Origin of the sequence: Leptospira ainlahdjerensis (genome assembly GCF_016919175.1) — a bacterium.
Taxonomy (GTDB): Bacteria; Spirochaetota; Leptospiria; order Leptospirales; family Leptospiraceae; genus Leptospira; species Leptospira ainlahdjerensis.
In genome coordinates this window covers 33,626-56,493 of the sequence record NZ_JAFFPU010000073.1, presented here as the reverse complement: position 1 = coordinate 56,493, position 22,868 = coordinate 33,626, and the positions used below count along the sequence as shown (strand labels likewise).

Annotated in this window: 25 protein-coding genes; 12 read left to right on the top strand and 13 right to left on the bottom strand. The window is 43.0% G+C overall.

The features are described 5' to 3' along the window. Window positions 1-6: 6 nt before the first annotated feature. The 7 genes from rsmH to murC are packed head-to-tail and all read left to right on the top strand — an operon-like array spanning window position 7 to window position 7,585. Window positions 7-972 (top strand): 16S rRNA (cytosine(1402)-N(4))-methyltransferase RsmH, encoded by a 966-nt coding sequence (gene rsmH, locus JWG45_RS18035; RefSeq protein ID WP_205281014.1) that lies wholly within the window; start codon window positions 7-9, stop codon window positions 970-972. Further along, the gene (locus tag JWG45_RS18030; protein ID WP_205281013.1) at window positions 965-1,327 is read left to right on the top strand and encodes a hypothetical protein; all 363 of its coding nucleotides are present in this window, start codon (window positions 965-967) and stop codon (window positions 1,325-1,327) included. The genes rsmH and JWG45_RS18030 overlap by 8 nt, the downstream gene beginning before the upstream one ends. Beyond that, the gene (locus JWG45_RS18025) at window positions 1,302-2,795 is read left to right on the top strand and encodes a UDP-N-acetylmuramoyl-L-alanyl-D-glutamate--2,6-diaminopimelate ligase (RefSeq protein WP_205281012.1); all 1,494 of its coding nucleotides are present in this window, start codon (window positions 1,302-1,304) and stop codon (window positions 2,793-2,795) included. The genes JWG45_RS18030 and JWG45_RS18025 overlap by 26 nt, the downstream gene beginning before the upstream one ends. Before the next feature lie 54 nt (window positions 2,796-2,849). After that, window positions 2,850-3,962 carry a phospho-N-acetylmuramoyl-pentapeptide-transferase gene (mraY, locus tag JWG45_RS18020; protein ID WP_205281011.1) on the top strand — a complete coding sequence of 371 codons (1,113 nt, stop codon included), beginning with the start codon at window positions 2,850-2,852 and terminating at the stop codon, window positions 3,960-3,962. Then, window positions 3,959-5,113 carry an FtsW/RodA/SpoVE family cell cycle protein gene (locus JWG45_RS18015; RefSeq protein ID WP_205281010.1) on the top strand — a complete coding sequence of 385 codons (1,155 nt, stop codon included), beginning with the start codon at window positions 3,959-3,961 and terminating at the stop codon, window positions 5,111-5,113. The genes mraY and JWG45_RS18015 overlap by 4 nt, the downstream gene beginning before the upstream one ends. After that, window positions 5,110-6,186, top strand: coding sequence for a UDP-N-acetylglucosamine--N-acetylmuramyl-(pentapeptide) pyrophosphoryl-undecaprenol N-acetylglucosamine transferase (locus tag JWG45_RS18010; RefSeq protein WP_205281009.1), 1,077 nt, complete (start codon window positions 5,110-5,112; stop codon window positions 6,184-6,186). The genes JWG45_RS18015 and JWG45_RS18010 overlap by 4 nt, the downstream gene beginning before the upstream one ends. A 1-nt stretch (window position 6,187) precedes the next feature. Beyond that, window positions 6,188-7,585 carry a UDP-N-acetylmuramate--L-alanine ligase gene (murC, locus tag JWG45_RS18005; protein WP_205281008.1) on the top strand — a complete coding sequence of 466 codons (1,398 nt, stop codon included), beginning with the start codon at window positions 6,188-6,190 and terminating at the stop codon, window positions 7,583-7,585. Between the two features lie 6 nt (window positions 7,586-7,591). Here the strand turns inward: murC and JWG45_RS18000 are convergent, their stop codons facing one another. Further along, window positions 7,592-8,413 (bottom strand): tetratricopeptide repeat protein, encoded by an 822-nt coding sequence (locus JWG45_RS18000; protein ID WP_205281007.1) that lies wholly within the window; start codon window positions 8,411-8,413, stop codon window positions 7,592-7,594. Window positions 8,414-8,545: 132 nt separating this feature from the next. Here JWG45_RS18000 and hisE point away from each other — a divergent pair, with 132 nt between their 5' ends. Genes hisE through JWG45_RS17985 form a run of 3 tightly spaced genes read left to right on the top strand, consistent with a single transcriptional unit; the run spans window position 8,546 to window position 10,930 of the window. Next, window positions 8,546-8,824 carry a phosphoribosyl-ATP diphosphatase gene (hisE, locus tag JWG45_RS17995; protein ID WP_205281006.1) on the top strand — a complete coding sequence of 93 codons (279 nt, stop codon included), beginning with the start codon at window positions 8,546-8,548 and terminating at the stop codon, window positions 8,822-8,824. Between the two features lie 3 nt (window positions 8,825-8,827). Continuing rightward, window positions 8,828-10,705: a hypothetical protein gene (locus JWG45_RS17990; RefSeq protein WP_205281005.1), complete on the top strand. Its 1,878-nt coding sequence runs from the start codon at window positions 8,828-8,830 to the stop codon at window positions 10,703-10,705. A 36-nt stretch (window positions 10,706-10,741) separates the two neighbouring features. After that, a complete protein-coding gene (locus JWG45_RS17985; protein ID WP_205281004.1) occupies window positions 10,742-10,930 on the top strand; it encodes a hypothetical protein in 189 nt (62 codons plus the stop codon). 452 nt (window positions 10,931-11,382) lie between these two features. On the opposite strand, the gene JWG45_RS17980 is transcribed toward JWG45_RS17985, so the two are convergent. The 10 genes from JWG45_RS17980 to JWG45_RS17935 form a co-directional block, all read right to left on the bottom strand. Next, entirely contained in the window at window positions 11,383-12,021 is a 639-nt protein-coding gene (locus JWG45_RS17980; protein ID WP_205281025.1) for a hypothetical protein, read from the bottom strand. Between the two features lie 14 nt (window positions 12,022-12,035). Continuing rightward, window positions 12,036-12,446 carry a zinc ribbon domain-containing protein gene (locus JWG45_RS17975; RefSeq protein WP_205281003.1) on the bottom strand — a complete coding sequence of 137 codons (411 nt, stop codon included), beginning with the start codon at window positions 12,444-12,446 and terminating at the stop codon, window positions 12,036-12,038. Continuing rightward, the gene (locus JWG45_RS17970) at window positions 12,446-13,030 is read right to left on the bottom strand and encodes a cytochrome c-type biogenesis protein (protein ID WP_205281002.1); all 585 of its coding nucleotides are present in this window, start codon (window positions 13,028-13,030) and stop codon (window positions 12,446-12,448) included. Before JWG45_RS17970 ends, JWG45_RS17975 begins: the two co-directional genes overlap by 1 nt. Next, window positions 13,027-15,216 carry a heme lyase CcmF/NrfE family subunit gene (locus JWG45_RS17965; protein WP_205281001.1) on the bottom strand — a complete coding sequence of 730 codons (2,190 nt, stop codon included), beginning with the start codon at window positions 15,214-15,216 and terminating at the stop codon, window positions 13,027-13,029. Before JWG45_RS17965 ends, JWG45_RS17970 begins: the two co-directional genes overlap by 4 nt. Window positions 15,217-15,258: 42 nt before the next feature. Further along, window positions 15,259-15,654 carry a cytochrome c maturation protein CcmE domain-containing protein gene (locus JWG45_RS17960; RefSeq protein WP_069606428.1) on the bottom strand — a complete coding sequence of 132 codons (396 nt, stop codon included), beginning with the start codon at window positions 15,652-15,654 and terminating at the stop codon, window positions 15,259-15,261. 100 nt (window positions 15,655-15,754) lie between these two features. Then, window positions 15,755-16,525 carry a YdcF family protein gene (locus JWG45_RS17955; protein ID WP_205281000.1) on the bottom strand — a complete coding sequence of 257 codons (771 nt, stop codon included), beginning with the start codon at window positions 16,523-16,525 and terminating at the stop codon, window positions 15,755-15,757. Between the two features lie 126 nt (window positions 16,526-16,651). Further along, window positions 16,652-16,831, bottom strand: a complete 180-nt coding sequence (locus JWG45_RS17950; RefSeq protein ID WP_205280999.1) for a tautomerase family protein — start codon at window positions 16,829-16,831, stop codon at window positions 16,652-16,654. Between the two features lie 325 nt (window positions 16,832-17,156). Beyond that, on the bottom strand, window positions 17,157-17,567 hold the full coding sequence (locus JWG45_RS17945; protein WP_205280998.1) for a hypothetical protein: 411 nt from the start codon (window positions 17,565-17,567) through the stop codon (window positions 17,157-17,159). A 10-nt stretch (window positions 17,568-17,577) separates the two neighbouring features. Next, the gene (locus JWG45_RS17940) at window positions 17,578-19,911 is read right to left on the bottom strand and encodes a TonB-dependent receptor (RefSeq protein ID WP_205280997.1); all 2,334 of its coding nucleotides are present in this window, start codon (window positions 19,909-19,911) and stop codon (window positions 17,578-17,580) included. Between the two features lie 53 nt (window positions 19,912-19,964). Continuing rightward, window positions 19,965-20,291, bottom strand: coding sequence for an LIC10965 family protein (locus JWG45_RS17935; RefSeq protein WP_205280996.1), 327 nt, complete (start codon window positions 20,289-20,291; stop codon window positions 19,965-19,967). A 148-nt stretch (window positions 20,292-20,439) separates the two neighbouring features. Here JWG45_RS17935 and JWG45_RS17930 point away from each other — a divergent pair, with 148 nt between their 5' ends. After that, the gene (locus JWG45_RS17930; RefSeq protein WP_205280995.1) at window positions 20,440-20,655 is read left to right on the top strand and encodes a hypothetical protein; all 216 of its coding nucleotides are present in this window, start codon (window positions 20,440-20,442) and stop codon (window positions 20,653-20,655) included. A gap of 103 nt (window positions 20,656-20,758) precedes the next feature. Beyond that, window positions 20,759-21,067 (top strand): DUF1272 domain-containing protein, encoded by a 309-nt coding sequence (locus tag JWG45_RS17925; RefSeq protein WP_205280994.1) that lies wholly within the window; start codon window positions 20,759-20,761, stop codon window positions 21,065-21,067. Window positions 21,068-21,236: 169 nt separating this feature from the next. Here JWG45_RS17925 and rsx read toward each other — a convergent pair whose 3' ends face one another. Both rsx and JWG45_RS17915 read right to left on the bottom strand, forming a co-directional pair. Continuing rightward, window positions 21,237-22,292 carry an LIMLP_03685 family anti-sigma factor gene (rsx, locus tag JWG45_RS17920; protein ID WP_205280993.1) on the bottom strand — a complete coding sequence of 352 codons (1,056 nt, stop codon included), beginning with the start codon at window positions 22,290-22,292 and terminating at the stop codon, window positions 21,237-21,239. After that, the gene (locus JWG45_RS17915) at window positions 22,289-22,837 is read right to left on the bottom strand and encodes an RNA polymerase sigma factor (protein ID WP_205280992.1); all 549 of its coding nucleotides are present in this window, start codon (window positions 22,835-22,837) and stop codon (window positions 22,289-22,291) included. Before JWG45_RS17915 ends, rsx begins: the two co-directional genes overlap by 4 nt. Between the last annotated feature and the right edge of the window lie 31 nt (window positions 22,838-22,868).

Below are 22,868 nucleotides of genomic sequence, written 5' to 3'. Positions count from 1 at the left end.
AAGACATTGGAACCGGTTCATTATTCAGTTCAAGGAAAAGAGATTCTCCGAATCTTTCAGGAGAATTTTTCAAAAGAAGAATCCATTCTTTTCTTAGATGGAACCGCTGGAGAAGGCGGACATAGCCTTCTCTTCTTACAAGAATTTCCTAATTCTAAAGTCATTCTCTGCGATCGGGATCCGGTCATGTTGTCCCGCGCGAGCGCGCGACTTTCCGAATTCAAAGAAAAAGTCATCCCGATTGAAACCAATTTTTCGGATATCAACTCCGAACTTTTGAAAGCGCACGGTGTGGAAGAGGGCCCTCAGGGAATTCTTCTCGATCTTGGAATTTCCACGTTCCATCTTTTTCATTCCGGAAGAGGTTTTAGTTTTCGAGAATCCGAACCCCTCGACATGAGACTTTCTCCGGATAGGGGCTTGAGCGCAGAAGACGTTCTCAACACGTATCCAAAAGACAAACTCTTAAATATTTTTTATACGTACGGCGAAGAACGTTGGTCCAAAAAAATCGCCGAAGTGATCATCGATCGAAGAAAACACAATCCGATCACAACTTCCGGAGAACTGGCGGAACTCATTTCCAAAATCATTCCTCGAAAGTTTTGGCCACCGGGAAGACATCCGGCGACTCGGATCTTTCAAGCGCTTCGTATCGAAGTCAACCAAGAACTCTCTCATATCGAAATCGGTCTGAAGTCACTTCTCGATCTTTTACGAAAAGACGGAGTGATTCAAGTGATCTCGTTTCATTCTCTCGAAGATCGAATCGTAAAAAACGCGCTCCGAGATTATGCGAAGGAAAACGGTTTTACTCTTCTTACAAAAAAACCGATTCTTCCTTCCGAAGACGAGACGAGGGAGAATCCGGCTTCCCGTTCCGCAAAATTGAGAGTGCTCAAAAAAACGAAATCGGTCGATAAGAAATATAGAAAGGAAGATTTCGAGGAAGAGGAAGAATCGGATGTCTAAGATCGGAGCCTTGTTGGAAAATCCTGTTTGGAAGGATCTCGGAATTCTTTTTTTCAATCTGGGAAAGGTGATCCTTTTCTTAAGTCTTTTTTTTCTCTATGTCTGGCAAAACGTCCAGGTTGCAAGACTCAATCGAGAGATCAGCATCGCAACCGGCGAAAAGATCAAACAGATCAAAAAGAACGACGACTTAAAAATCGGAGTCGCCACTTATACTTCCGCAAGAAGAATCGAAACTCTTTATAGAAAAACATACAACTACCTTCCCATCACGGTGGGAGATAGAATCATAACTCTAAACCTACCTCCTGAAAAAAATGAAGACGAGAATGAAGTTAACCCAGCTTCTCCATGAATTTCCAGAACTCAAACTCAGATCCGTTCCAAACGGCAAGTCGTCCGATGGAATCGAACTCGGTTATATCCAATCCGATTCTCGAAAGACAAACTTAGAAGATATCTTCTGCGTCTCCGATTCCCTCGGTTCTAAAAAAGAAGAATTTATTTCCAACACAAAGGCTTCCTTGATTTTGATTCGGACCGGTTCTTCGATCGTTCTTCCGGATTCTAAGATCGTTTTAGAAACCGAAATCGATCCCGAACAACTCCAAGGTAGAATCGCTTCCTTTCTTCTCGGTCACCCTTCGAAAGAGTTGGAGATCGTCGCTGTGACGGGAACCAACGGAAAAACTTCTCTTACGAATATTCTTTTTGCATTAGCAAAAGAGCAAGGACGCAATTGCGGTTTGATCGGAACGATCGGAGTGAAATTCGGAGATCGACTGATCGATACGGGTTACACTACGCCGGACGCTTCCTCTCTCAATCTCATTCTCAAGGAGATGAAGGAGCAGGGAGTGGACACCGTTTTTATGGAAGCGAGTTCTCACGGTCTCAAGCTCGGAAGGATGAACGGAATTTCTCTGAAGGCGGGCGTCTTTACCAATCTCACTCAGGATCATCTCGACTTTCATCCGGATATGGAAGATTATTTTGAAAGCAAGTTTCGTCTTTTTGAAATTTTGGATTCTTTCCCTTCTTCGTTTGCCGTTCTCGATTATATTTCACCGGGTGGAAAAGAGCTTTTGGAAAAAATCCAATCACGCCTTCCGAGTTTGCAAGTGAGTGCGTTAGACGGTCCTCTCGGAGAATGGAAAGTCGAAGGTCCGTCCTTGAATCTCCAAGGCACTTCCTATACTTTGAAGGAGGGACGTCATTCTCATTGGATTCATACCAATCTTCTGGGTTCGTTTAACGTTCGCAACACCGCTCTCGCTTGGATTACCGGAATCAGGCTCGGCTTGGACCCTCAAAAGATGTCTTCTTCTTTGGAAAGAATTCCGCAGATCCCCGGACGTTTCCAAATCGTCTACAGCAAGGACCGTTCGAGAATGGCGGTTGTCGATTACGCGCATACCCCGGACGCTCTGGAAAATATTATCCGAAGTGTCCGAGATTCTAAACCGAAACAACTGATCACTCTCTTCGGTTGTGGGGGAGATCGGGATCGGACCAAACGTCCAAAGATGGCGCGGATCGCGGAAGAACTTTCGGATCAGGTCATTCTTACCTCCGATAATCCGAGGACGGAAGAACCGGAATCCATCTTGGACGAGATCCAGACCGGCTTTTCCAAAGGTTTTGTTCCGCTCCTCAGGGAAGTGGACCGAGCCAAGGCGATCGCGGAAGGTGTGGCGGTTTTGCCGGAAGGCGGTTGTCTTCTCGTCGCCGGAAAGGGGCACGAAGAATATCAAATCATCGGCAAAGAAAAACGTCACTTCAGCGACGTGGAGCAGGTTCAAAAAGCCTTCGGTCTTTTTTAAAATTCTCCGATACAAATAAAGAACACTCCTTTTTTTTGAAACTAGGACGGGTACATGTTTTACTATCTCTACGATCTTTACTTCAACCATCTGGACTCCCTTCGCATTTTTAGCTACGTTACGTTTCGCGCCTTGATGGCGGGATTGACTTCGATGTTGGTCACGTTCTGGCTCGGTCATCGTGTGATCGACTTTTTATACGGGCTCAAGTTTAGAGAATCCGTTCGGGACGACGGTCCCAAATCCCACGAGGCAAAAAAGGGAACTCCTACGATGGGAGGTCTTTTGATCATCGGCTCTCTTCTTCTTTCCGTTCTTCTTTGGGGGAATCTTAAGAATCCGAACATCATACTGCTTGCGGTCTTTTCCCTGTTTTTCTCCGCCCTCGGTTTTGCTGACGATTATATGAAATCGGTAAAAAAGATCAAAGGTGGAATGCGCGCGAGAACGAAGTTTCTTCTTTCGATTCTGATTTCTCTCGGGTTTGGTATATTATTTTTTTATTATACGGGCCTTACTCCTCCGGGACATTCCGGTAAGATTCCGTTCCAACTGACGGATTTGTTTTTTCCTTTTGTAAAGGGGCCTGTTCTTGCATTAGGACTTCTTGCGATTCCGTTTTCGATCATCGTGATCATCGGTTCTTCTCACGCCGTGAATTTGACGGACGGACTCGACGGACTTGCGACCGGAACCGTTGCGATTGCCGTTGTTACGTTAGGAATCATCGCTTATTTTTCGGGAACCCCGATCGTCGCAAATTATCTCAACATTCCGTATCTTCCGGGCGCTCACGAATATTCGGTATTCTTATCCGCGCTCGCGGGAGCTCTTCTCGGATTTCTCTGGTTCAACGCGCATCCGGCTCAGATTTTTATGGGGGACACGGGTTCTCTCTTTTTAGGAGCGACCCTGGGTATGGTCGTGATCCTTTTGAAGAAGGAAATTCTTCTTTTGATTCTGGGAGCGATCTTTGTCAGCGAAGCGCTTTCCGTGATTCTTCAAGTGGGATCCTTTAAGTTGACCGGAAAAAGAATCTTTAAGATGGCTCCTCTGCATCATCACTTTGAATTGGGAGGATTGAAAGAAACCAAGATCGTAATTCGATTTTGGATCATCGCGGTCATCCTCGCGATCATCTCCTTATCGACTCTCAAAATTCAATGATTGATTTTATCGGAAGGAAGTGGAGGGAACTCTGGGTTCCGGGAAAAACTTCTTTGGACGTTCTTCTCATCGTAACGATCTTTATTCTTCTTTTTTTGGGTCTATGCGTTATGTATTCTTCTTCGAGCATAACCGCTTGGAGAGAATTTAAGGATTCGGAATACTTCCTCAAAAAACAAGCGATCTGGATTTGTGTAAGTCTTGTGTTTTTCTTTTTTTTCGCGCTCTTTCCCTATCAAAAACTCGAAAGACTCGCCGCCTTAGGAATGTTAGTCGCGATCGGACTTTTGATTCTCGTATTCATTCCTGGGGTGGGAAAATCGGTTTCCACGTATTACGGAAGAAACTTTCACAGATGGATCGCGCTGGGGCCGTATCAACTCCAACCCTCGGAAGTCGCGAAAGTGGCGGTTTTGATCTATCTCGCGTCGCTTTTTAAAAAATTAAAATTAGAATCCGCCCCCGATTACAAAAAACTCTTGGTTCCTTCGGTTTTACTGCTCACAGTAATCGTTTTGATTCTTGTCGAACCAGCTTTTGGAACGACATTAGAAATTCTTTTTGTAATTTTGGGTTTTATTTTTTTATTCGGATTTCCTTTTCGAAATTTGCTCGTCGTAGGTATTGTATCCCTTCCTCTGATTTATATATTGATCGATCGGGTCGGTTATCGGAAGAAGAGGGTGGAAGTTTGGCTGGATCCGTATCGGTATCGATTCGACGAGGGGCATCAGCTCGTGACCTCGTTTCGTGCGTTTTTGGACGGGGGTTGGTTTGGAAACAAACTCGCTTCGGGTTACGCGCATCGTTATCTCACCTACAGCCATACCGACTTCGTATTAGCAACGTTCGTCGAAGATTTCGGTTTTGTGGGTTTTTTGATTTTTATTTTTCTAATCCTTTTACTTTTGTTTCGCGCGTTTTATCTGGTGCAGAAGGTAAAGGATCCGTTCGGTTTTTATTTAGGAGCGGGGATTTTGATTATCTTGGGAACACAATTTATCATCAATATGTTCGTTGTTACCGGAATTTTTCCGATCACCGGTATTAGCTTACCGTTTGTTAGTTACGGGGGATCTTCTATTCTCATCGTTTTGATTTCTCTTGGAATTCTTGTCAATATAACGAGAAAGGAAAACATAGGTCTATGAGATCGATTGTAATCGCTGCCGGCGGGACCGGAGGGCATATATCACCGGGAGTGGCTCTTGCAGAAGTTCTTACGGACTTAAAAGAGCAGATCGGTTATGAGAGTTTATATCTCTATTCTCTCGAGCGAAATCGAAACAATCCGGATTTAGAACAAGCACCGTGTAACGTTCTCTGGCACGATCTTCCTCCTCTTTCCAGCAACGTTCTTCTTTTTCCCTTTCGTTATACGTATCAGATTCTAAAAACCTTTTTGCTTTTCCGTAAGCTCAACGTGGATGTCGTCGTCGGTATGGGCGGTTATTCGACGGTTTCTTCGATTTTATACGGAGTTCTTTTTAGAAAAAAAGTCTATCTCTGCGAACAGAATTGTATTCCCGGAAACGTGAACAGATTGTTTTTTCGATTCGCCAATAAGGCCGCGTTTAGTTTTCCTCCGATTGATCATTCAGTACCTTGCGATTGGTCGATTATCGGAAATCCTTTGAGAAAGAAGACACTTCCGAGGATGTCCTTGAAGTTTTCCGAAAAATACGACCCTAAAAAGAAAAAACAATTCAACGTGCTCGTGATGGGCGGAAGTCAAGGGGCCAGGCAGATCAATAATATCGTGGTTCGTCTGATGGATCACGACGAAATCAACACTCAATTTCGATTTCGCTTATTAACTGGCTCGGCCTTATACGAAGAGGTTTCTCAAAAAACGAAGAAGGACGCGGAACTCATTTCTTATACTGATAATATGAAGGAACAATACGAATGGGCGAACTTCGTGATCGCTCGATCCGGATCCGGAGTTTTATCCGAGTGCGCGGCGTTTTCTCTTCCCATGATTCTCATCCCGTATCCGTATGCAAAAGACGATCATCAGATGGCGAACGCGAGATATTTTGAAATGAACGGAGCAGCGTTAGTATTAGATCAGAAAGACGAAGACGAATCCCATCTTTTTAGAATTTTGGACAAATTGGCAAACGACGTATCTTTGTTAAACGACATGTCTATCAAATCTCTTCAGTGCTCTCATGTGGACGCGGCAAGAGACACGGCGAAATATTTTTTCTCTCTGGACTAAGATGCAGATCGAATGGAAATCCTTTCAAAGACCGTTCTTTCTTGGAATCGGAGGATCGGGAATGTCATCGCTCGCCTTTCTCCTTTTGGAAAAAGGAATGAAGGTCGGAGGTTACGACGGCAAACACTCCGCGGTTGTGGAAAAGCTGATCCAAAACGGAGCGACCGTTCTCAACAAGTCGGACACGCTCGAAGTGGAGAATTACGATCTTGCGATCTATTCCTCCGCGATTCGATTAGATTCTCATCCCTTAGTCAAAAAATTCCGTGAGAAGGGAGTCGCGATGGTTCATCGCTCCGAACTTCTTCACCAAGTGATGTCCGAAAAAAAACAAATCTCAGTTGCAGGCTCTCATGGAAAAACCACAACCACTGCGATGACTGCGTTTCTTCTGGAACGTTGTGGATTCTCGCCGTCCGTGATGGTAGGCGGAGAAGTAGCGTTTTTAAACGGAAGGGGCGGTTCTTGGGGAAAGGGAGAATGGGCTGTTTTCGAGTCCGACGAATCCGACGGAACCTTCAACAATCATAAAGCGGAAGTGCGGATTCTGACGAACGTCGATGAGGATCATTTGGATTATTATCAGACAAGAGAGAATCTTCTCAAAGCTTTCGCGCTTTATATGGAACGGGCGTCGCGAAGGTTGATCGTAAACCTGGACGATATCGGGATCAGAGACGCACTTTTGCTTTTTGGAGATCATTCTAAAATTTTGGGTTTTGCAAGGATAGAAACCATCGATACAAAAGAGATTTTTCAAGATGAAAGAATCAAGGATTCTAAAATCGCTCTCTACCGGATCGAAAGCGGCGTCTTGACTTTCTATTTTCAAGAAAAAGAATATTCTTTTTCTCTAAAGTTTCCGGGAGAACACTATCTCAAGAATGGGCTCGCGGCGATTCTCGCCTGTTTCGAGGCGGGGGCGGACTTGAATGAACTCGTCAAAGAAATCCCTGAATACTCGGGAGTCAGCAGAAGATTGGAATATCTGGGGAGCAAAAACGGGATCGAAGTTTACGACGACTACGGACACCATCCGACTGAAATCAAGGCCGTTATCCAATCGATGGAAGGTCTCAAAAAAGAAGGAAGAGCGGTGATCTTGTTTCAACCGCATCGATATACGAGGACTCAGAACTTATATATGGAATTTGCGGAAAGTCTGGATACAGGAGAAACGGTTTATCTTTTACCGATTTATTCTGCTGGAGAGGATCCTATCGAAGGTGTGGAAACGAGACTCATCGCGGATGCGATGTCACGTCCGACCAAAATTCTATCTAAAGATATCGAAGAGGGAGTTGTCGAACTCGGTCGGTTTTTGAAACCCGGCGATAAGTTTGTTACTCTGGGCGCCGGAAATGTTCGGGATTGGGGAATTCGATTTTTAGAGAATTAGAATATTCTAATTTAGAGAATCAATTCTGAGTTGTAAGTCCTTTTTTTCTTCCTGATCGCTCGTGAGCTCCAGAGCTTTTTTGTAATCCGACTTGGCCTCTTCTTTGCGATTCAATTCCTCGAAAGCATTGCCCCTAAAGAAGTAGGCGGAAGCGCGGTCTCCGTTCGGATATTTTGTAATATAAGCGGTGAACGTATCGACGGATGCTTGGAAACTCCCCACTTCAAGATAAGAAATCCCGAGGTTGTAGAGTGCGTCGTGGTTTTTATCGATGTTTTTGGAATCGGTGGATTCGATTGCCTTTTTAAAAAAACGAATCGCCTTTCCGTATTCTCTTGCCTCGAAATAATAGACCCCTGCTTGAAAGTTTGTTTTGGTGCCGTCCGGATCCTTGGTTAGTTTTTCAAGATATTCTTTTTCGAGATTTCTTTTCGCGTAAGCGTTCTTCAAATATTTGAGAATCATCTTTGCGTCCGGCATTCCGGTGATCTTATCGATCAGACTTCCGTTTTGATCGAGGAAGAGCATCGAAGGATAACCTTCGATGCCGTATTTTCTCTTGAGGTTCGGAAACGTGTCTCCGTCGAGGGAAAGCGTTACGAATTTGGAAAGTTCATTCTGAACTTCTTTTTTAGGATAAATTTCCTTTTTGAGAGTTTTGCAGTAAGCGCACCAATCCGCATAGACGTCGATGAAGATCGGTTTGCCGGTGGCTTTCGCTTTTTCAAAGGCGGTCTTCACCGATTTTTCCCATTGGATTTCGGCTCCAAGAGAAGAATGGAAAACAACGGAAAGAAGGATACAGATTGGGATAAATAAATTCTTCATTCTCTAACATCGGACTGTTTTGCAAATGCTTTAGCCAGCGTTTTCTTTCCGGAAGGGTGCAAAAATACGGTTGTCGGAGAATCGGAGGCTCGAAAAACTAGGGGCAGATTTCGCAAAGGAAGCCTTGGATTCATGGAATTTTTATTACAGTTGGAAAATATTCTTAAAAAAAGAAAACAGGAACTTCCTGATAAATCTTATACGGCCGATCTTTTTCGCGGAGGAGTGGACCGGATTCTTAAAAAAGTTGGAGAGGAAGCCGGCGAAGTTATCATCGCGGCTAAGAATGCGGACAAAAAAGAACTCACACACGAAGCTGCGGACTTACTTTTTCATCTGCAAGTTTTATTGGTCGAACAAGGAATTTCCCTGCAAGACATCGTGGAAGAACTCCGTAAACGACATTCTTAAAAAATGAATTTCCCGGGGAGCGCTTTGGCAAAAAGAATTTCCGGGAGATCCTTACTTTTTTTTCTTTTCATTCCCTTTTATACGATCCTATTCTATCAAAGCGCTTGGCTTTCGGACGATTCTTTCATCACGTTTCGAGTTGTGGACAATTTTTTAAACGGATTCGGTCTTCGATGGAATCCGTTGGAAAGGGTTCAGGTTTACACACACCCGCTTTGGTTGTTTCTATTAATACCAACGCAGTTCTTCGTCCGAGAAATTTCTATATCCGCGTATTTACTTTCATATCTTTGCGGTGTTCTTTTTTTATCCTCTTTCTTTTTTTTCTTTTCTAAGTTTAGAATTTTTGTCGGGATCGTATCTGTTTCTTTTCTCGTTCTCTTTTCTTCTAAAATATTCGTAGATTATAATGCTTCTGGATTGGAAAATCCTCTTTCTTTTCTTTTGCTTCTTTTATTTTTTATTCAATTTTATTCTTTGTATCTAAATTCGGAAGGGCGTATTTCCGGAAGACGCGGGTTTTGGATCGGAATTTTGACGGCGCTTTTGCTTTTGACACGTTTGGATCTGGCGCTTCTTTTCGCGATTCCTCTGATCTTTCTTTTTTTTAGAATTTCGAAAAGTGAGAGAGTTCGATTTTTGATTTCCGCGGTTTACGGTCTTTTGCCTTGGGTGATTTTTCTTTTTTTCTCGCTCGTTTACTACGGATCGATTTTCCCTAACACCTATTTTGCGAAGACGAATGTGATCTCTTCTATTTCAGAAAGAATGATCGCGGGGTGGAATTATATAAGTGTCAGTTTGAAATGGGATCCGATTGCGGGTTTTGTTTTTCTTTCACATCTCTTCTGGATTTTTTCCGAAACGTTCTTAAGACGATTTAAGAATCTCGGATGGAATCTTTCCGAGGACGAAAAGAGTATTCTTTTGCCGGGGGCGCTCTCGATTCTCCCCGTGTTTTTGTATCTCCTTTGGATCGGAGGCGATTTTATGGCCGGAAGATTTCTGGGTTCGTGTCTGATCGTTTCCATTTTTTGCCAGAGTTTCTTTTTGTCGAAACGTTTCGAAAAAAATCAGAAATTCATTAGAAAAATTGTATATACCTTTGGAACCGTACTTGTCGTTTATTTTTTCATAGATCCACGTTCTCCGTTTCGTTATTTTTATCAAAGACAGGAAGTGAGGATCGAAAAAGGTGTGGTCGATGAAAGAGCCTCATACCAGGATAATGTTTCGTTAAAGAGTTGGTGGAGAGGCATTACACCCGAATCGCATCCCTGGGCGCAGTATGCGATTCGAATCCGTTTATCGGAGGTAAAATCTGATTCGGAGGAATTTCTAAAACGAACCTCCGGGAAGATTCCAAAAAAAGAAGAATCCAATTTCGAAAAAAACGCCCTTCCCATTGCCAGGGAAATACAGATTACCACTAATGTCGGTTTAGCAGGTTTTTATGGAGGCCCGGAAATCCACTGGGTCGATCTGCTGGGAATCACAGATCCGTTTTTGGCGAGATTGCCGGGAAAGGGGTTTCCGGGTCATTATATAAGACTTTTGCCGAAGGGTTACGAAGAATACCTTGGGGAAACGGTCTCCGCTTTAGAAAGTTCCGATCTCGATCGGTTTTACTATGAAACACGATTGTTAAGCGAAGAAGAGATTTGGACGAGGGAAAGATGGAGGACAATCTTTGATTTTATGTTTCTTGGGAGTGGGAATTTCAAGAAGAGATTTCCGAAGAACTTTCGATATCCTTTTGTAGTGGAGAAATATCTGAAAACGCTCTATGGTCTTCCGTATGCCAATTGGAAAAAGGAAGACGTGGAAAAGTTTTTGGATCGAGAATACTTTGGTCCGGAAGACATAAGCCCATCAGAATGAAAGAATAACGATTGTCGTAGTTACGACAACTTCTCCGTGAAAGTCGCGGGCCCCACCCTGATCTTGGGTGGAGGGGCGGGTGGCGGAAAAATTCCGGAAACTTTCCTCTATCACAAAATTCTAATTTCGCAAGAAAAAATTCTCATGTGGGAATTCCTACAAAACCATTGTCTCGGGATGATTCTCGTTGTTTCTCCTCTCAACATGTGGGTAAGTTTATGCTGAACTCGGATGGTGGAGGCGGGGCAATAGGAAATTTCCCACAATTTCGCAATAGCGGGCAAACGAAAAGAAAGCAAGAAATAATTCCCGAGTTTGTCGGAGTTCCGACAAAGGTTTCTCGATCTTTTTTACTTTACAAAATCGTGATCGATTCAAACGGATTGTTCGCTCTTCGGTTCGGTATGCAAAAATTCTCCTTCAAACTTTCGATATTCTCTCAATTGCAAAAGTGGAAAGGGACTAAAACTTTCAAAAGGTCTTATCACTCGTCTTGGTCAACTACCATCGAATCCTGGAAGAATTTCGTAGCCATCGTCTTTCTCATCTTGGGACGATCCAGACGAATTGACTTTCCTATAGAAAAAAATCGATGAAAAAAGGAAGTGGCCGATTTCCGAATCCGTGTTTTACAAATCCTTGGATCCAAAGTGAATGACTTGAAATAACTAAAAATTCTAATATTCAAATTTAAGAATGGACTTAGCGGGAGTCGTTACCTGGAAAAAGTTCTTACTCTTGGAGTCAGAATTGAACGCGTTTTTAGGAAAACGAACCAAAAAACGATAAATATGTTCCACATCCGTTGTTACGTCGGAATCGTACAAAATCGCTCCGGAAGGATAAACGCCCGGTGGGACCGTGTAGTAGGGATATCCCACGGTGCCGTACGCGGGGAGAGCGGAAAATCGAGTATTTCGTACCTTTGCAGTGAGAGTTTGTAAATAATAAGGCCAGATTTTTTCAGCGGGTTGGTCGTTTAACAAAAACTGAAAATTCAAAAACTCGGGTAAAACCCTCGTTTCCGGAACGATCTGAAAAAGAATGTATATTCCCTCGGAGCCGTTTAGCTCCGAAATTTCTTTCCATCGTTCCAGTCTGTCTTTCGGCGCTCTTGAAGCGAGTTCGTTTTTTAGATTTTTTCTAACATCTTCCAAATCCTCTTTGTCCACCTTAGAAGCCGAAACGTAAAACCCGGCTCCGTAAAAAGGAAGGTCGTTTAATCTGACGAGGTCGCCTTGTAGTTTGAGATCTTTGCCTTTACAATCGACGGTCGAAATTGCACATAAGAATATTATAAAAACGGAAATTGTTATCCGCTCTAAATCTCTTAAACGATCAGTTTGGTTCCGCAGGACGGACAAAATTTAGCTCCATAGATCTCTATCTTAAACCCGCATTCGTGACAGTATTTAGTAAGAATTTCATTCGGATTCGGAGCCGTCTGCGCTTGTTGCGGGATGTTCTGCGCGATGGTTCTGATTTTCTCGTCGAATTCTTCCAAATCCTTAACGATTCCGTTGGAGATGGACTGAAATTCTCCATCCGTAAGTTTTCCGGTATCGAATTCTATCTTGATGTCTCTTAGATTTTCTAAGATCACTTCTCTTCGATTGATTAGTTCCAGCTTTTCGGATTCTCCATCCGTCGATTTGAGATCGAGGGAAAAACGAACATAAAGGAACGGAAGGACTACGATTCCTACCAAGAGGATGTAAAATGGAATGAGTAGAAGATCCATTATTTCTGTTTTTCCTGTATTTCTGAAAGATATCGATTGAAAGCCTCCGATTCTTGTTTCGAAGAATCGACGGAGACTTTTTTGGAAGAGTTCGGATTCTTACGTTTTATAAAAAAGAATATAAAAAGAATCCCAAGAACTCCTGCAATGCCCAGACTCAAATTGATCCAGGTGGAATCCGGAGTCGCGAGTATGTTCTCGCCAAAACCGAAGACGACCGAGTTGGCCATTCCTGTGTTTCCTGCCTCCACAAATTTTTGAATGACCGGATCTTGTAAGGCCTCTTCACCGAATCCGTGAACCATCTTGTTCACGATTACGTCTGCGCTTTCGCCTTTTGCGATCCGATTTTCTATAAAAATTTTCAGCTTTGCGGAGACGGTGCAATTGTTAAACGAACAACTCTTGATCGTGATCGAGGGAATACAAATACACCGGATCCTTGACGTCACTTCGTGAAAGGTTCGAATCTGTTCGGGCTCGCTCAGATTGGTAAAAGTGGAATCACCAAAGATCGGATTATAAAAAGAAATCGAAACAACGATCGATATGAAAATTAGAATTTTATAAAGTGTTGTTTTCAATTTCTGGATTCTCCAATAGGAAGAAGGATCAGGAGCCCCGAGAAGAAAAAGAGTAGGGAGCCCGCCCAGATAAATTTTACGAGTGGATTGACCCAGACTTCCAAGTTGGCGACGATCTGTCTCGGGAAACGATTGAAATTCTCTAGTTTTCGAACCGGTTGATTTTCGTTCGTAAAAAGATAATTCATAAACAAAAGAGGAAGATCCGGATTTTCATCCGAAAGATCCGCGTGTTCGATCGCGCCTAACTGAACGTATAAATCCTCTTTCGGAGTGGACGCGATCGCCGGTTCGCTCGTAGGGATATGAGTTTCGAAATCTCCACTGAGATGCGAAATCTGCGGATAAAATCTTCTTTCGGTCACCATCGTCGAAAAATCTTTCAGATGGCGTTTGACTTGAAAGGTCGCCTCGTGAGAAACGATCACATTCTGAATGTTTAAACCGTTCTTCGCGTCTCCGTTTACGAGAGGTTTGATCTTGAGAGTGCTCGCTGAAATCTGATAGTTTCCGAGAACTCCCGTGTCTTGGCTGGAATACACGATTTCGTTCTTTTCAGGAGCGTTTAAAAAGTAGAAAAATTTGATCGAAGTGTTTTGTTTAAACGCGTTTCCCGCAAATCCGATAAAAAGGATCACCATCGCCAAATGGACGAGATAACCTCCGTATCTTCTTTTGTTTTTTAAGAGCATTCTAAATCCGGAAAAGAAATAATTCTCCGAAGGATACGTCGCTTTTCTCGCGACGATTCCTCTGTGATATTCTTGCGCGATTCCGGCGATCGTGAAAATTCCGAGGCCTACCGCGACGACGGAATAGATTTCTCCGAGTACGTCTCCTAAACTGTAATCGCTGATCGTAAAATTCTGAGTATAAAAAAGGATGTAAGCTCCCGCACCGAAGATTCCGACTAACAACGGTTTGAAGAGTGTGGAAAAAAAGATCTTATCCGCGCCCTTTCTCCAAGCAAGAAGCGGCGCCGATCCCATGAGGAGGATGAGAAGAATTCCGGATGGAACCCCCCATGAGTTAAACCAAGGAGCTTTGAATTCTCTTCCATAAAGAAGTGGAGAAAAAACTCCGAGAAGAATTGCAAGAGTCGCGATTACGAGAAGAAAGTTGTTAAAAAGAAAACTTCCTTCTTTGGAAGTCATCGCTTCCAGATTTCTTTCCGGTTTTAACGCGTCTCTTCGGTGGATTAAAAATCCGATAAAGAACGCAAAACTTACGCCGATAAAAATGATAAACGGAGTTCCGATTGTGGATTTGGAAAAACTATGAGGGCCTTCTAATACGCCGCTTCTTGTGATCCAGGTTCCCAATAAACAGAAGTGGAAAGCGAGGATGATCAAAAGCATATTCCAAAACTTTAACATTCCTCTTCTTTCCTGAATGATCATGGAATGAAGAAACGCGGTGGAAAGAAGCCAAGGCATCAAAGACGCGTTTTCGACAGGATCCCAGGCCCAATAACCGCCCCAACCCAATTCTTCATACGCCCATTTTGATCCGAGAAGAATTCCGGTTCCAAGAAAAAACCAAGAGAAGATCGTCCATCTTCTCACAAAACGAAACCAGTTTTCGGAAAGATGCCCCGTGATCAAAGCCGAAGTCGCGATACAAAACGGAATCGCAAAACTCACGTAACCTATATAAAGAATCGGCGGGTGGATTACCATCGCCCAGTGTTGCAAAAGAGGATTAAGCCCTCTTCCGGCGACGGCAGCCGGTTGGAATTCGCGAAAGGGTTGCGCGTCGGAATAAAAAACAGCGAGATAAGAGAAGAATGCAGAGATGACGGTTAACGTTAGGTTCATCACCGGAATTCTGTCGTTTATCAATTCTCTTGTTTGCCATAGAACGATAAACGTAAATATGGAAAGTAAAAGATTCCAAAAAAGAAGAGAACCGGAAGAACCCGACCAAATTCCCGTGAGTCTATAAAACAAAGGAAGGTGTTCGTTGGAATGCATCACAACGTAATAGTTGGAAAGATCGGTTCTAAAAAGTTGAACTAAAAGAACTATAAAGGCGAGAAGAATTATGGCCGAGTTAGCCATCAGAGTGTACCTTCCGAGTTCGATCGCTTGGCGATCCTGCTTCCAAATTCCATAAGAAGTTTGTAATATGGAAAAAAGAAGAATTGCGAAAGAGGCGATTATGCAGAGAGCGCCGAAATCATTCATATCAAAGAGTCCATTGTCCTTTCGTTTTTAGGCGATAGAAATTTATTTATTTTCTTCCGAATAGTCGGCTTCGTATTTGGAAGCACACTTTGCTTCCACGTGATCGGAAACAAGAACTCCGTCCTTCATATAACCGTCGACTCTTGCTCTTGTTCCTTCTTTAAATGCGTCTGGAAGAAGAGTTTCGCCGGTGAAAAAAACCGGGATTTCTTTATCGTTAAATTCTAAGATAAATTTTGCGGTCTTACCTTCGCGAACGACGGTTCCCAACTTCACAAAACCTCTCACTCGTAGGAGATCGTCTTGGTAACGAGCGGGAGAGGCCGCCAGTTCGGAAGCGTCCAGAAGCGTATAAGATGTTTCCTTGGACGAGAAGTAAGCGATGGAGCCGAGGGAAAGAAGAATGATCCCTGCGAGGACCGTAAATTTGATATTCATCGTTAAATGTTCCGATCTAGTTTTTGTTTTAGACCATGAAAACAGAGATAACGGAAGGAGAAAAGTGGAAATATCCCGATTTTACTCCAATCCGTATCTTTCAGGAGTTCTTGATCTTTTGAACGAGAATTCCGATCCATTCTTTGATCGAGATCGTTGAGTTTTCGAGACAGAATGTGGATGGAAAGAAGTTGTCCAAGGTGAGGACCGATTTTTGCGCTCGGAAATCCGTGGGGAAGGGAATGATCGTAATTCCCTTGTTTTGAAAGTTTTCCACCGATCGTTTCATGTGGAAGGAGGACGTTACAAGAATAATCGACTTCCAACCGCGCTCTTTGAGTAACTCGGTCGTAAAGGCGACGTTCTCAGCGGTGTTTCTGCTTTTGGATTCTAAGATCAAAGAAGATTCCGGGATTCCGAGTTGTCTTAGGAATCGTCCCGCGGGTTCGGATTCCGGAACTTCTTGGTAGAATAGATTTCCGGATCCTCCCGAAAAAAGAATTCGAGGCGCTTTTTTTGCCTGATAGAGTCGAATCGTTTCCGTAAGTCTTTCCGCGGTGTTATTGAGCTCCACGGGTTCATCGTGGCGACTCAGCGTGGAGACCATTCCGCCTAACACAAGTATAACGTCCGCTTTGGGAACCTCGGTGATTGAAACCGGTGGATAATAAATTTCCAAAGACTGAATGAGTTTTTGTGAGACGGTGCTCGTGGAAAGAATCCAGAGAAAAAGGACGGGAATCAAAACAGAAAGTTTTTCTTTCCATCTTTTGAGTTTGAATCCGGCAAACAATAAAACTAAGAGAACTAAAGGAAGAGGAAATAAGAAGAGCGTTGCAAGTTTGGAAACGGAGAATAGGATTGTGGACATAGATCTTGATGTGGCGGCGCACCCGCGCGCTCCTTATTGTTGAAAAATCGAGTTCTTTGTAAAAAACTCAAAAATTAAATTCCGAAAATTATACTTTTCGACAAAAAAAGAAAACAAATGGAACTCTCATTCGAGGAGTTTCCCGCCTTTGGCCCAATTTTCTTTGGACACTTCTTCGATTACGATGTAGGTTACTTCCGGAGGTTTTCCCGCAACTCGTTCGAGGGTTTCCGTAAATTCCTTTACGATTTCCTCTTTTTGTTTTCGAGTCAGCGGGCCTGCGACTTGTAAGTTTACATAAGGCATAACGTTTGGTCACTCCGTTTCAAATTCGGTTTTCATTTCTTCAATCCGCTTGGATTTGTAAACAGGTTTTCCGATTTCCTAGAAGAACTCGGTTTTTAATTCCGATCGAGAAGAACGTAGAAAAAGAATCGAACATCCGCATCCGTATTGGAGCCGAGTATTTTTGCAAAAAATTAAGTTGGAAAAAGATTCGGTTTGAACCGCTAAATTCGTGAAAGCGAAACGAAGACCGAATCCACAATTCGCCAAATTCGCGACTTTCCCTCGGTCCCCAAAATCGATTCTACAATGGGGACCTCATTGAAATCCCCTAAAATAAATTTCTCTAAAGTGCGTCGGGAGTAAAGGCCGCTCTGTAAGCTTCCGGCGGGCAGGTTAAGTAAGAACAGGATTTGGCAGGAGTCGGTTTTGGTGTTTCCGAACTTTCGGATTCTTCTGCGGAAGCTTCGTTATCGGTCCAAAGTCCCTTTGATGTCAAATCTTCGCATGATATTTTGACCGAATTCGATTTTTGACGTCCGGATGAATAACCCTGACAACTCCAAACGGGAATCTGAGTAAAGCAGGTGCAATTTCCTTGAAAGGCTTGAGTATCGGTGCAATAAACACAGTCCGCTTTTGTTTCGTTAAAAGCGCTTGCGAGTAGACGAATCGACTGGTCTTTGTCGTATTCGTCCTTGTCTTTTTTGCAAAAAAGGATCGGAATGATTAAGAAAATTAGAATGTATTTTTTCATGACTTTGTTCCTATTGAATCATTGTAAAAGGGAAAGAAACCTTTAGAATCGCATTCACTCCCGGGTTGAGAGCATATTCTTTGTAACGGCTCAAATGATCTACATAAGAAACATTGAATACGTTTTGAACGCTCAAGTCCAGAGTGGGTTTCGAATTTCCGTCTCCAAAATACGGTAATTCAAAACCTAATCCGATATCCGTAAGATTGTAACCCTTACTCGGAGTTTCCTTCGGGTCGACGCGGTATTGGGAATCGTAGAATCTTCCGTTCACCGTAAAGTAGAAGTTTTTCATTCCCAACAAGGAATCTTCGGTCCATCGAAGTCCCGCTCTCGCTCGATTGGGAGTCGTTTTTGGAAGAGGGTTCGTGTCGTTCTGATTTCTCGCATGAACGATATCGATACCTCCCGAAAGGACCAAATTTTTCGTCAATTCTGCTTGGATGGAGAATTCGCCGCCTTTTAGAACGGCGTCTCCCTGTTTGTAATTGTATTTAGGTAGTCCTGATTCAGCGTCGATCTCTGCGATGCTCGCTGCATATATGAAATTCTGAATGTGATTTTGAAAAACGCTGATTTCCGCCTGAATCCGCGAAGAGGCGTATCTCAGAGCGAAATCCATGTTATTCGAATATTCCGGTTTGAGTGTGTCTCTTCCGATTTCGAATCTTCCGGTTCCTTCGTGAACACCGTTTGAAAAAAGTTCGAACGGGGTCGGCGCTCTAAAACCTCTTCCGTAATTGAGAACTGAAGAAAAGGACTTATTGATTCTCCAGACGATTCCGGTCGAACCCGTTGTCGCATAATAATTTTTGGTTTGTTCGTTAACGCCCAACGTCGTATTGTTTCTGATATCTGCGGCCCTCTTGTCTCCTCTCACGCCTGCGCTGAGAGTGACGGAGCCCAGCTTCAATTCTTCCAAAAAGAAACCCGCTATGTTTACGATTCCGTAGGACGGGATCAAAGGTTCGGAGCCGATGGTTTTGTTGGTTTGCTGTAATCCGGAAACTCCCGCGGTTCCTTTAATAATTCCTAATATTGGTTTGTGATGGAATTTCGCATCGGCAGTCGCAGTATCGAGATAGAGGTTCAATCCTTGATGTTTTTCTCGAGCAGTGACTTGATAGTATTGAAACGATTTTTCGAAGTTGTCTATCGTTTCGTCCAATAGCGTATCCTTGATCGGTAGAATTTTATTCTTAGATTCGATTTCTCTTCGATTATTTCTTTGGTAGGAGACGTCGAGTTCCAAATTTCCGGCGGGCAAAATAAGAAAAGAATGAAAATGTGATTTTTCGTGTTTTAGTTTTTGAAAGACCGTGGCTCCGGGGTTTTCATTCGGATTGTCGAAAAGATCCTGAGTCTGTTCTCTCTGAAAGGAATCGATATAAAAGTTTCCCCACTTTCCGTCCAATCCAATGGATGCACTTTTATTCTTTTCGATCATCCCCGTGTTCGGAACTGTTCCGTTAGGAGTCGTGATCCTTCCGGCTTTACGGGTGTTGGCGCTGGCACGATAACCGAAACCGTCGATATTACCGAAGACGGCAAAGTTGGCCGCATCCTGTTTATTGTTGGAATAACTGTTGGAATTAAAAAGCCCCGCCATCTTCGGAACGCCTTCGCCAGAAAGGGGGGCTTTGTCTCTGATTACGTTCACAACCCCGCCGAGCGCTTCCGAACCGTATAGGAGACTTCCTGGTCCTCGAATGATTTCAATTTTTTGAATATTAAAAGCATCTAATTCTACTGTGTGATCGTCTCCGAATTGTTGTTCTTCCTGTCGGATGCCGTCGGTCATCACAAGTACTCTTTGACCGGTCAAACCTCGGATGACGGGTTTTGAGGTTCCGGCTCCCGTTGTCAGATTGGAAACTCCCGGGGTGTTGTTGATCGCGGACATCGCATTCTCGCCCCTTTGTCTGTCCAGTTGTCTTCCGGTTAACACCGTGATCGGTTGTGGGGAGGTTAAAAAGTCGGAGATCGTGGATTTTGCGGTAACGTTGATCGAAAAATCGTCCAAAGAACTTTTGATCAGAGTAAACTGAATCTTTTCATCCTTTTCTCCTATGGAAACCGAGATTGTCTCGGACTGAAAACCGCCCGAACTTGCGGAAAAAGTATATTTACCCGGAGTGACGTGATCCAAAACAAATTCACCTTTTTCATTGGTGACGGTGCTCTTTCTGGATTCTTGAATTAAAATCCTAGCATAAGGAATCGGATTTCCGTCCTTATCCTTTACGGTGCCGGACAAGGCGACGTCCAAAGCGTAAACAGAAAACGGGGAAATAAGAATAAAAAATAAGAATAATCTAATATTATAATAAAATGGCTTTCTCAAGCGATAGCTCCCGGACAAAAGTCCTAAAATTAATTCAATAAAAATAAATCGAATTAAATTGAAAAAGGAGGCGCGCGACCGCGTTGGATTTGAATAATCGTGAGAGAAGGAATTCGAGTGTTGGAAAAGTAGGAATTTTCTTTTGTAAGAATTAGGGAGGATTGAGGGATTAGAAAATTGGGGTTCCACAAAGAGGAAAGATTTCTTTGAAACTGACAAACGGGACAAGAGGGAGAATGTTTTACCTCAACTTGAGAAGTATATTCGGAATGTAAAACCGGGAGACGAAATTCTTTTTCCGAGTGGGTATGGATTTCCCTTCCTGCCCAACCGAGGAGCAGAAGCAGGAGAATTCCGATTTTAAGACGATGTTTTGACATTTTTCGAATAAATGCTAATGATAAACCAGTATTGATAGCGCACTTAGAAAGAAAACCAAAAATTCAAAAAAACATTTCATTTCTTAACTTTGAGAAGACTTTCCAAGCCGATCGATATGGAATCGGCAAAATCAAAAAGGAAGAAATCATGTACGAAGAAAATATCGAGCTTATCCAAAGTTTGATTGAAAACAAAAGAGATCCTTATGCGCTTCTTTCTTTTATCGGAGATACGGTCGATGCAATGAGAACCGATATAGAAGGGATCCAGGTTACGAAAGAATTTTACAAAGCGATGAGTAAGATTGCCGAATCGCTGGTTATCGTGGATAAGGAAATTTCCTCCGGAATCGAAGAAAATTAATGCGAAATGCAGATTCGTTTAACGTTTGCGCGAGAATATTCGTTCTTCATTCCCCTCGGAAAAAAAATCTTTATGCTCATCTTCAAAAATTTAGCGTGAGCGTATGTTAGAATTGAGACCGAATTGCGAAAATTGCGAAAAGCCCCTTCCACCTGAATCCATAGACGCAGTGATCTGTTCTTTCGAATGCACTTTTTGTATTTCTTGTTACGAGAAATTTCTTTCCGATGTCTGCCCAAATTGCGGAGGGAATTTCGTTCCGCGTCCGATTCGTCCGAAATATAACTGGAGAGGGGATAATTATCTCGGAAAATATCCGGCGAGCGCGAAAATTAAATTCAGACCGATCAATCTCGTTGAACACGCGGCCTTTGCAAAAAAAATGTCTCAGATACCGCCGAACGAAAGGTAGCATATTTTAGTCTACCAAACTCAATCTAAGAATTCCTGGAATCGGGAAATAAAAATTCGAAAGATAGGTATCGAAAATGGCATTAAAGCCTAGGTTTGCACCGTTTGAAAAAAACCGGACTCAACTTCATTGCCAATCCATGTCTCTGCTCTTTAAAAAAAGGAACTGCCTATTTTCTGAGCGTGGTGATTTCCGAAATGGAAGCCTTGGGCATTCGAACCAGACCGGAATCTATCGATTGGATTGAATAGAAGTCTCCGATTTCAATCAGATAACCTTCGTGGACGGTACCGTTCTTTTTTATGATTTGAACGTATGGCCGACTTGACCATTTTTCACCTTCGTGAAGGTTCTCGATCGTTTTGATATCGCCCGATTCGTATTCTATTGGACTTTCGCTTTTTCGAATTCGTTTCATGGAATCGAGCTGTGACTGAAGAATCGATTCTTCCTTGCCGGAAATCGGACTTATCTGAATTTGAATTTCATTCGGTTTGGATGATTCTTCCCAGTTTGCAGCTTCGGCCATGGAACCGCTTTTTACCAAAGTAGATTCCGAGTCTTCGGTGACGTCTAACGCTTGAACTTGAATCAAACCTTCGATCAGAAAAATCCTTTCCTTATCCGCATTGGCCGAAATGAACAGAGAAGTTCCGAGCAGGGTGGAGCGTATATGGGGGCTGTTCGCCTGCACGGTGATTCCCTCTTTTCTCTGTATGGAAGATAATAAGGCAGAGCCTTCTTGGACGTTGATTCTCAGATAATCGGAACTTGTTTCCATATTCATACGAGTGTTTGGGAAGATACGAATCGAAAAAGTTCCCATCCCTTCCAAAACCAGATCACAATAAGAATTTTCCACGGTCCGATATCCGATCCGTTGATCGGAAGACTCGTTTTGTTCGCACGTTCCACGAGATGTCTTTAGAGTTCCCGCGATTTTATGCGAATTGTTTGGTATTTTATAAAAAAAGAATATTCCAAAAACAACGAATACGGACGCAGCCGCGGTCAACAATGCTCCCGTTCTTTTCCAAGGAATGAGCGTGGGTTTAGGAGAAATCGGAAAATCCTCGGGATTGAGAGAACCCAGCTGCGTTTTTATTCGAACCATTTCAAAATATTTCCTCTGTAAAGAGGGATCTTTCATGAGCTCCGCGAATTCTTCCTTCGAAGTTTTTGGGTCGAGGGCGCGGGCGAGATTTTGTTCCGGATCTTCTTTCACCCCTGCACTCCTTCCAACCAAGTTTTATCTATTCCCAACGATTTTAATTCTTCTTTTAGGAGAGTTAACGCGGATACCAATCGTCTGCTCACGGTTCTTTGCGCGATTCCGGTTTGAAGCGACGTTTCCGCGATCGTTTTTCCGTGAATACAATGAAGAACAACAATCGATTTCTCTGGTTCTTTCAGCAAGTGAATCGATTTTGTCAGCTTCTCCATTAGAATTCTCTCCTCCTCTTTTTTGTATGCAGACGAATCAAAAGAAGAAACCAAATTTTCCCAAGAAGAATACTCTACGATATTCTTCTCTTTATTGTTTCTTCTAAAAAAATCGGTCAATTCGTTCCTGGCGATCGCGTAAACCCATGTGTTTTCGGAGCCTTTATTTGGATCAAACTTTTCTCGATTGTTATAGACCTTTATAAAAGTTTCTTGGCAAAGTTCTTCCGCAGTCTCTGTTGTTATACCAGACTTAAGAAAGAAAAACTTGAGTTTATTGTAGTAACTCTTATAAAGGTATTCTATGTTGTCTAAACTTTCACTCATTCGATGAGAAACGCTTCCAGATTTAATTACG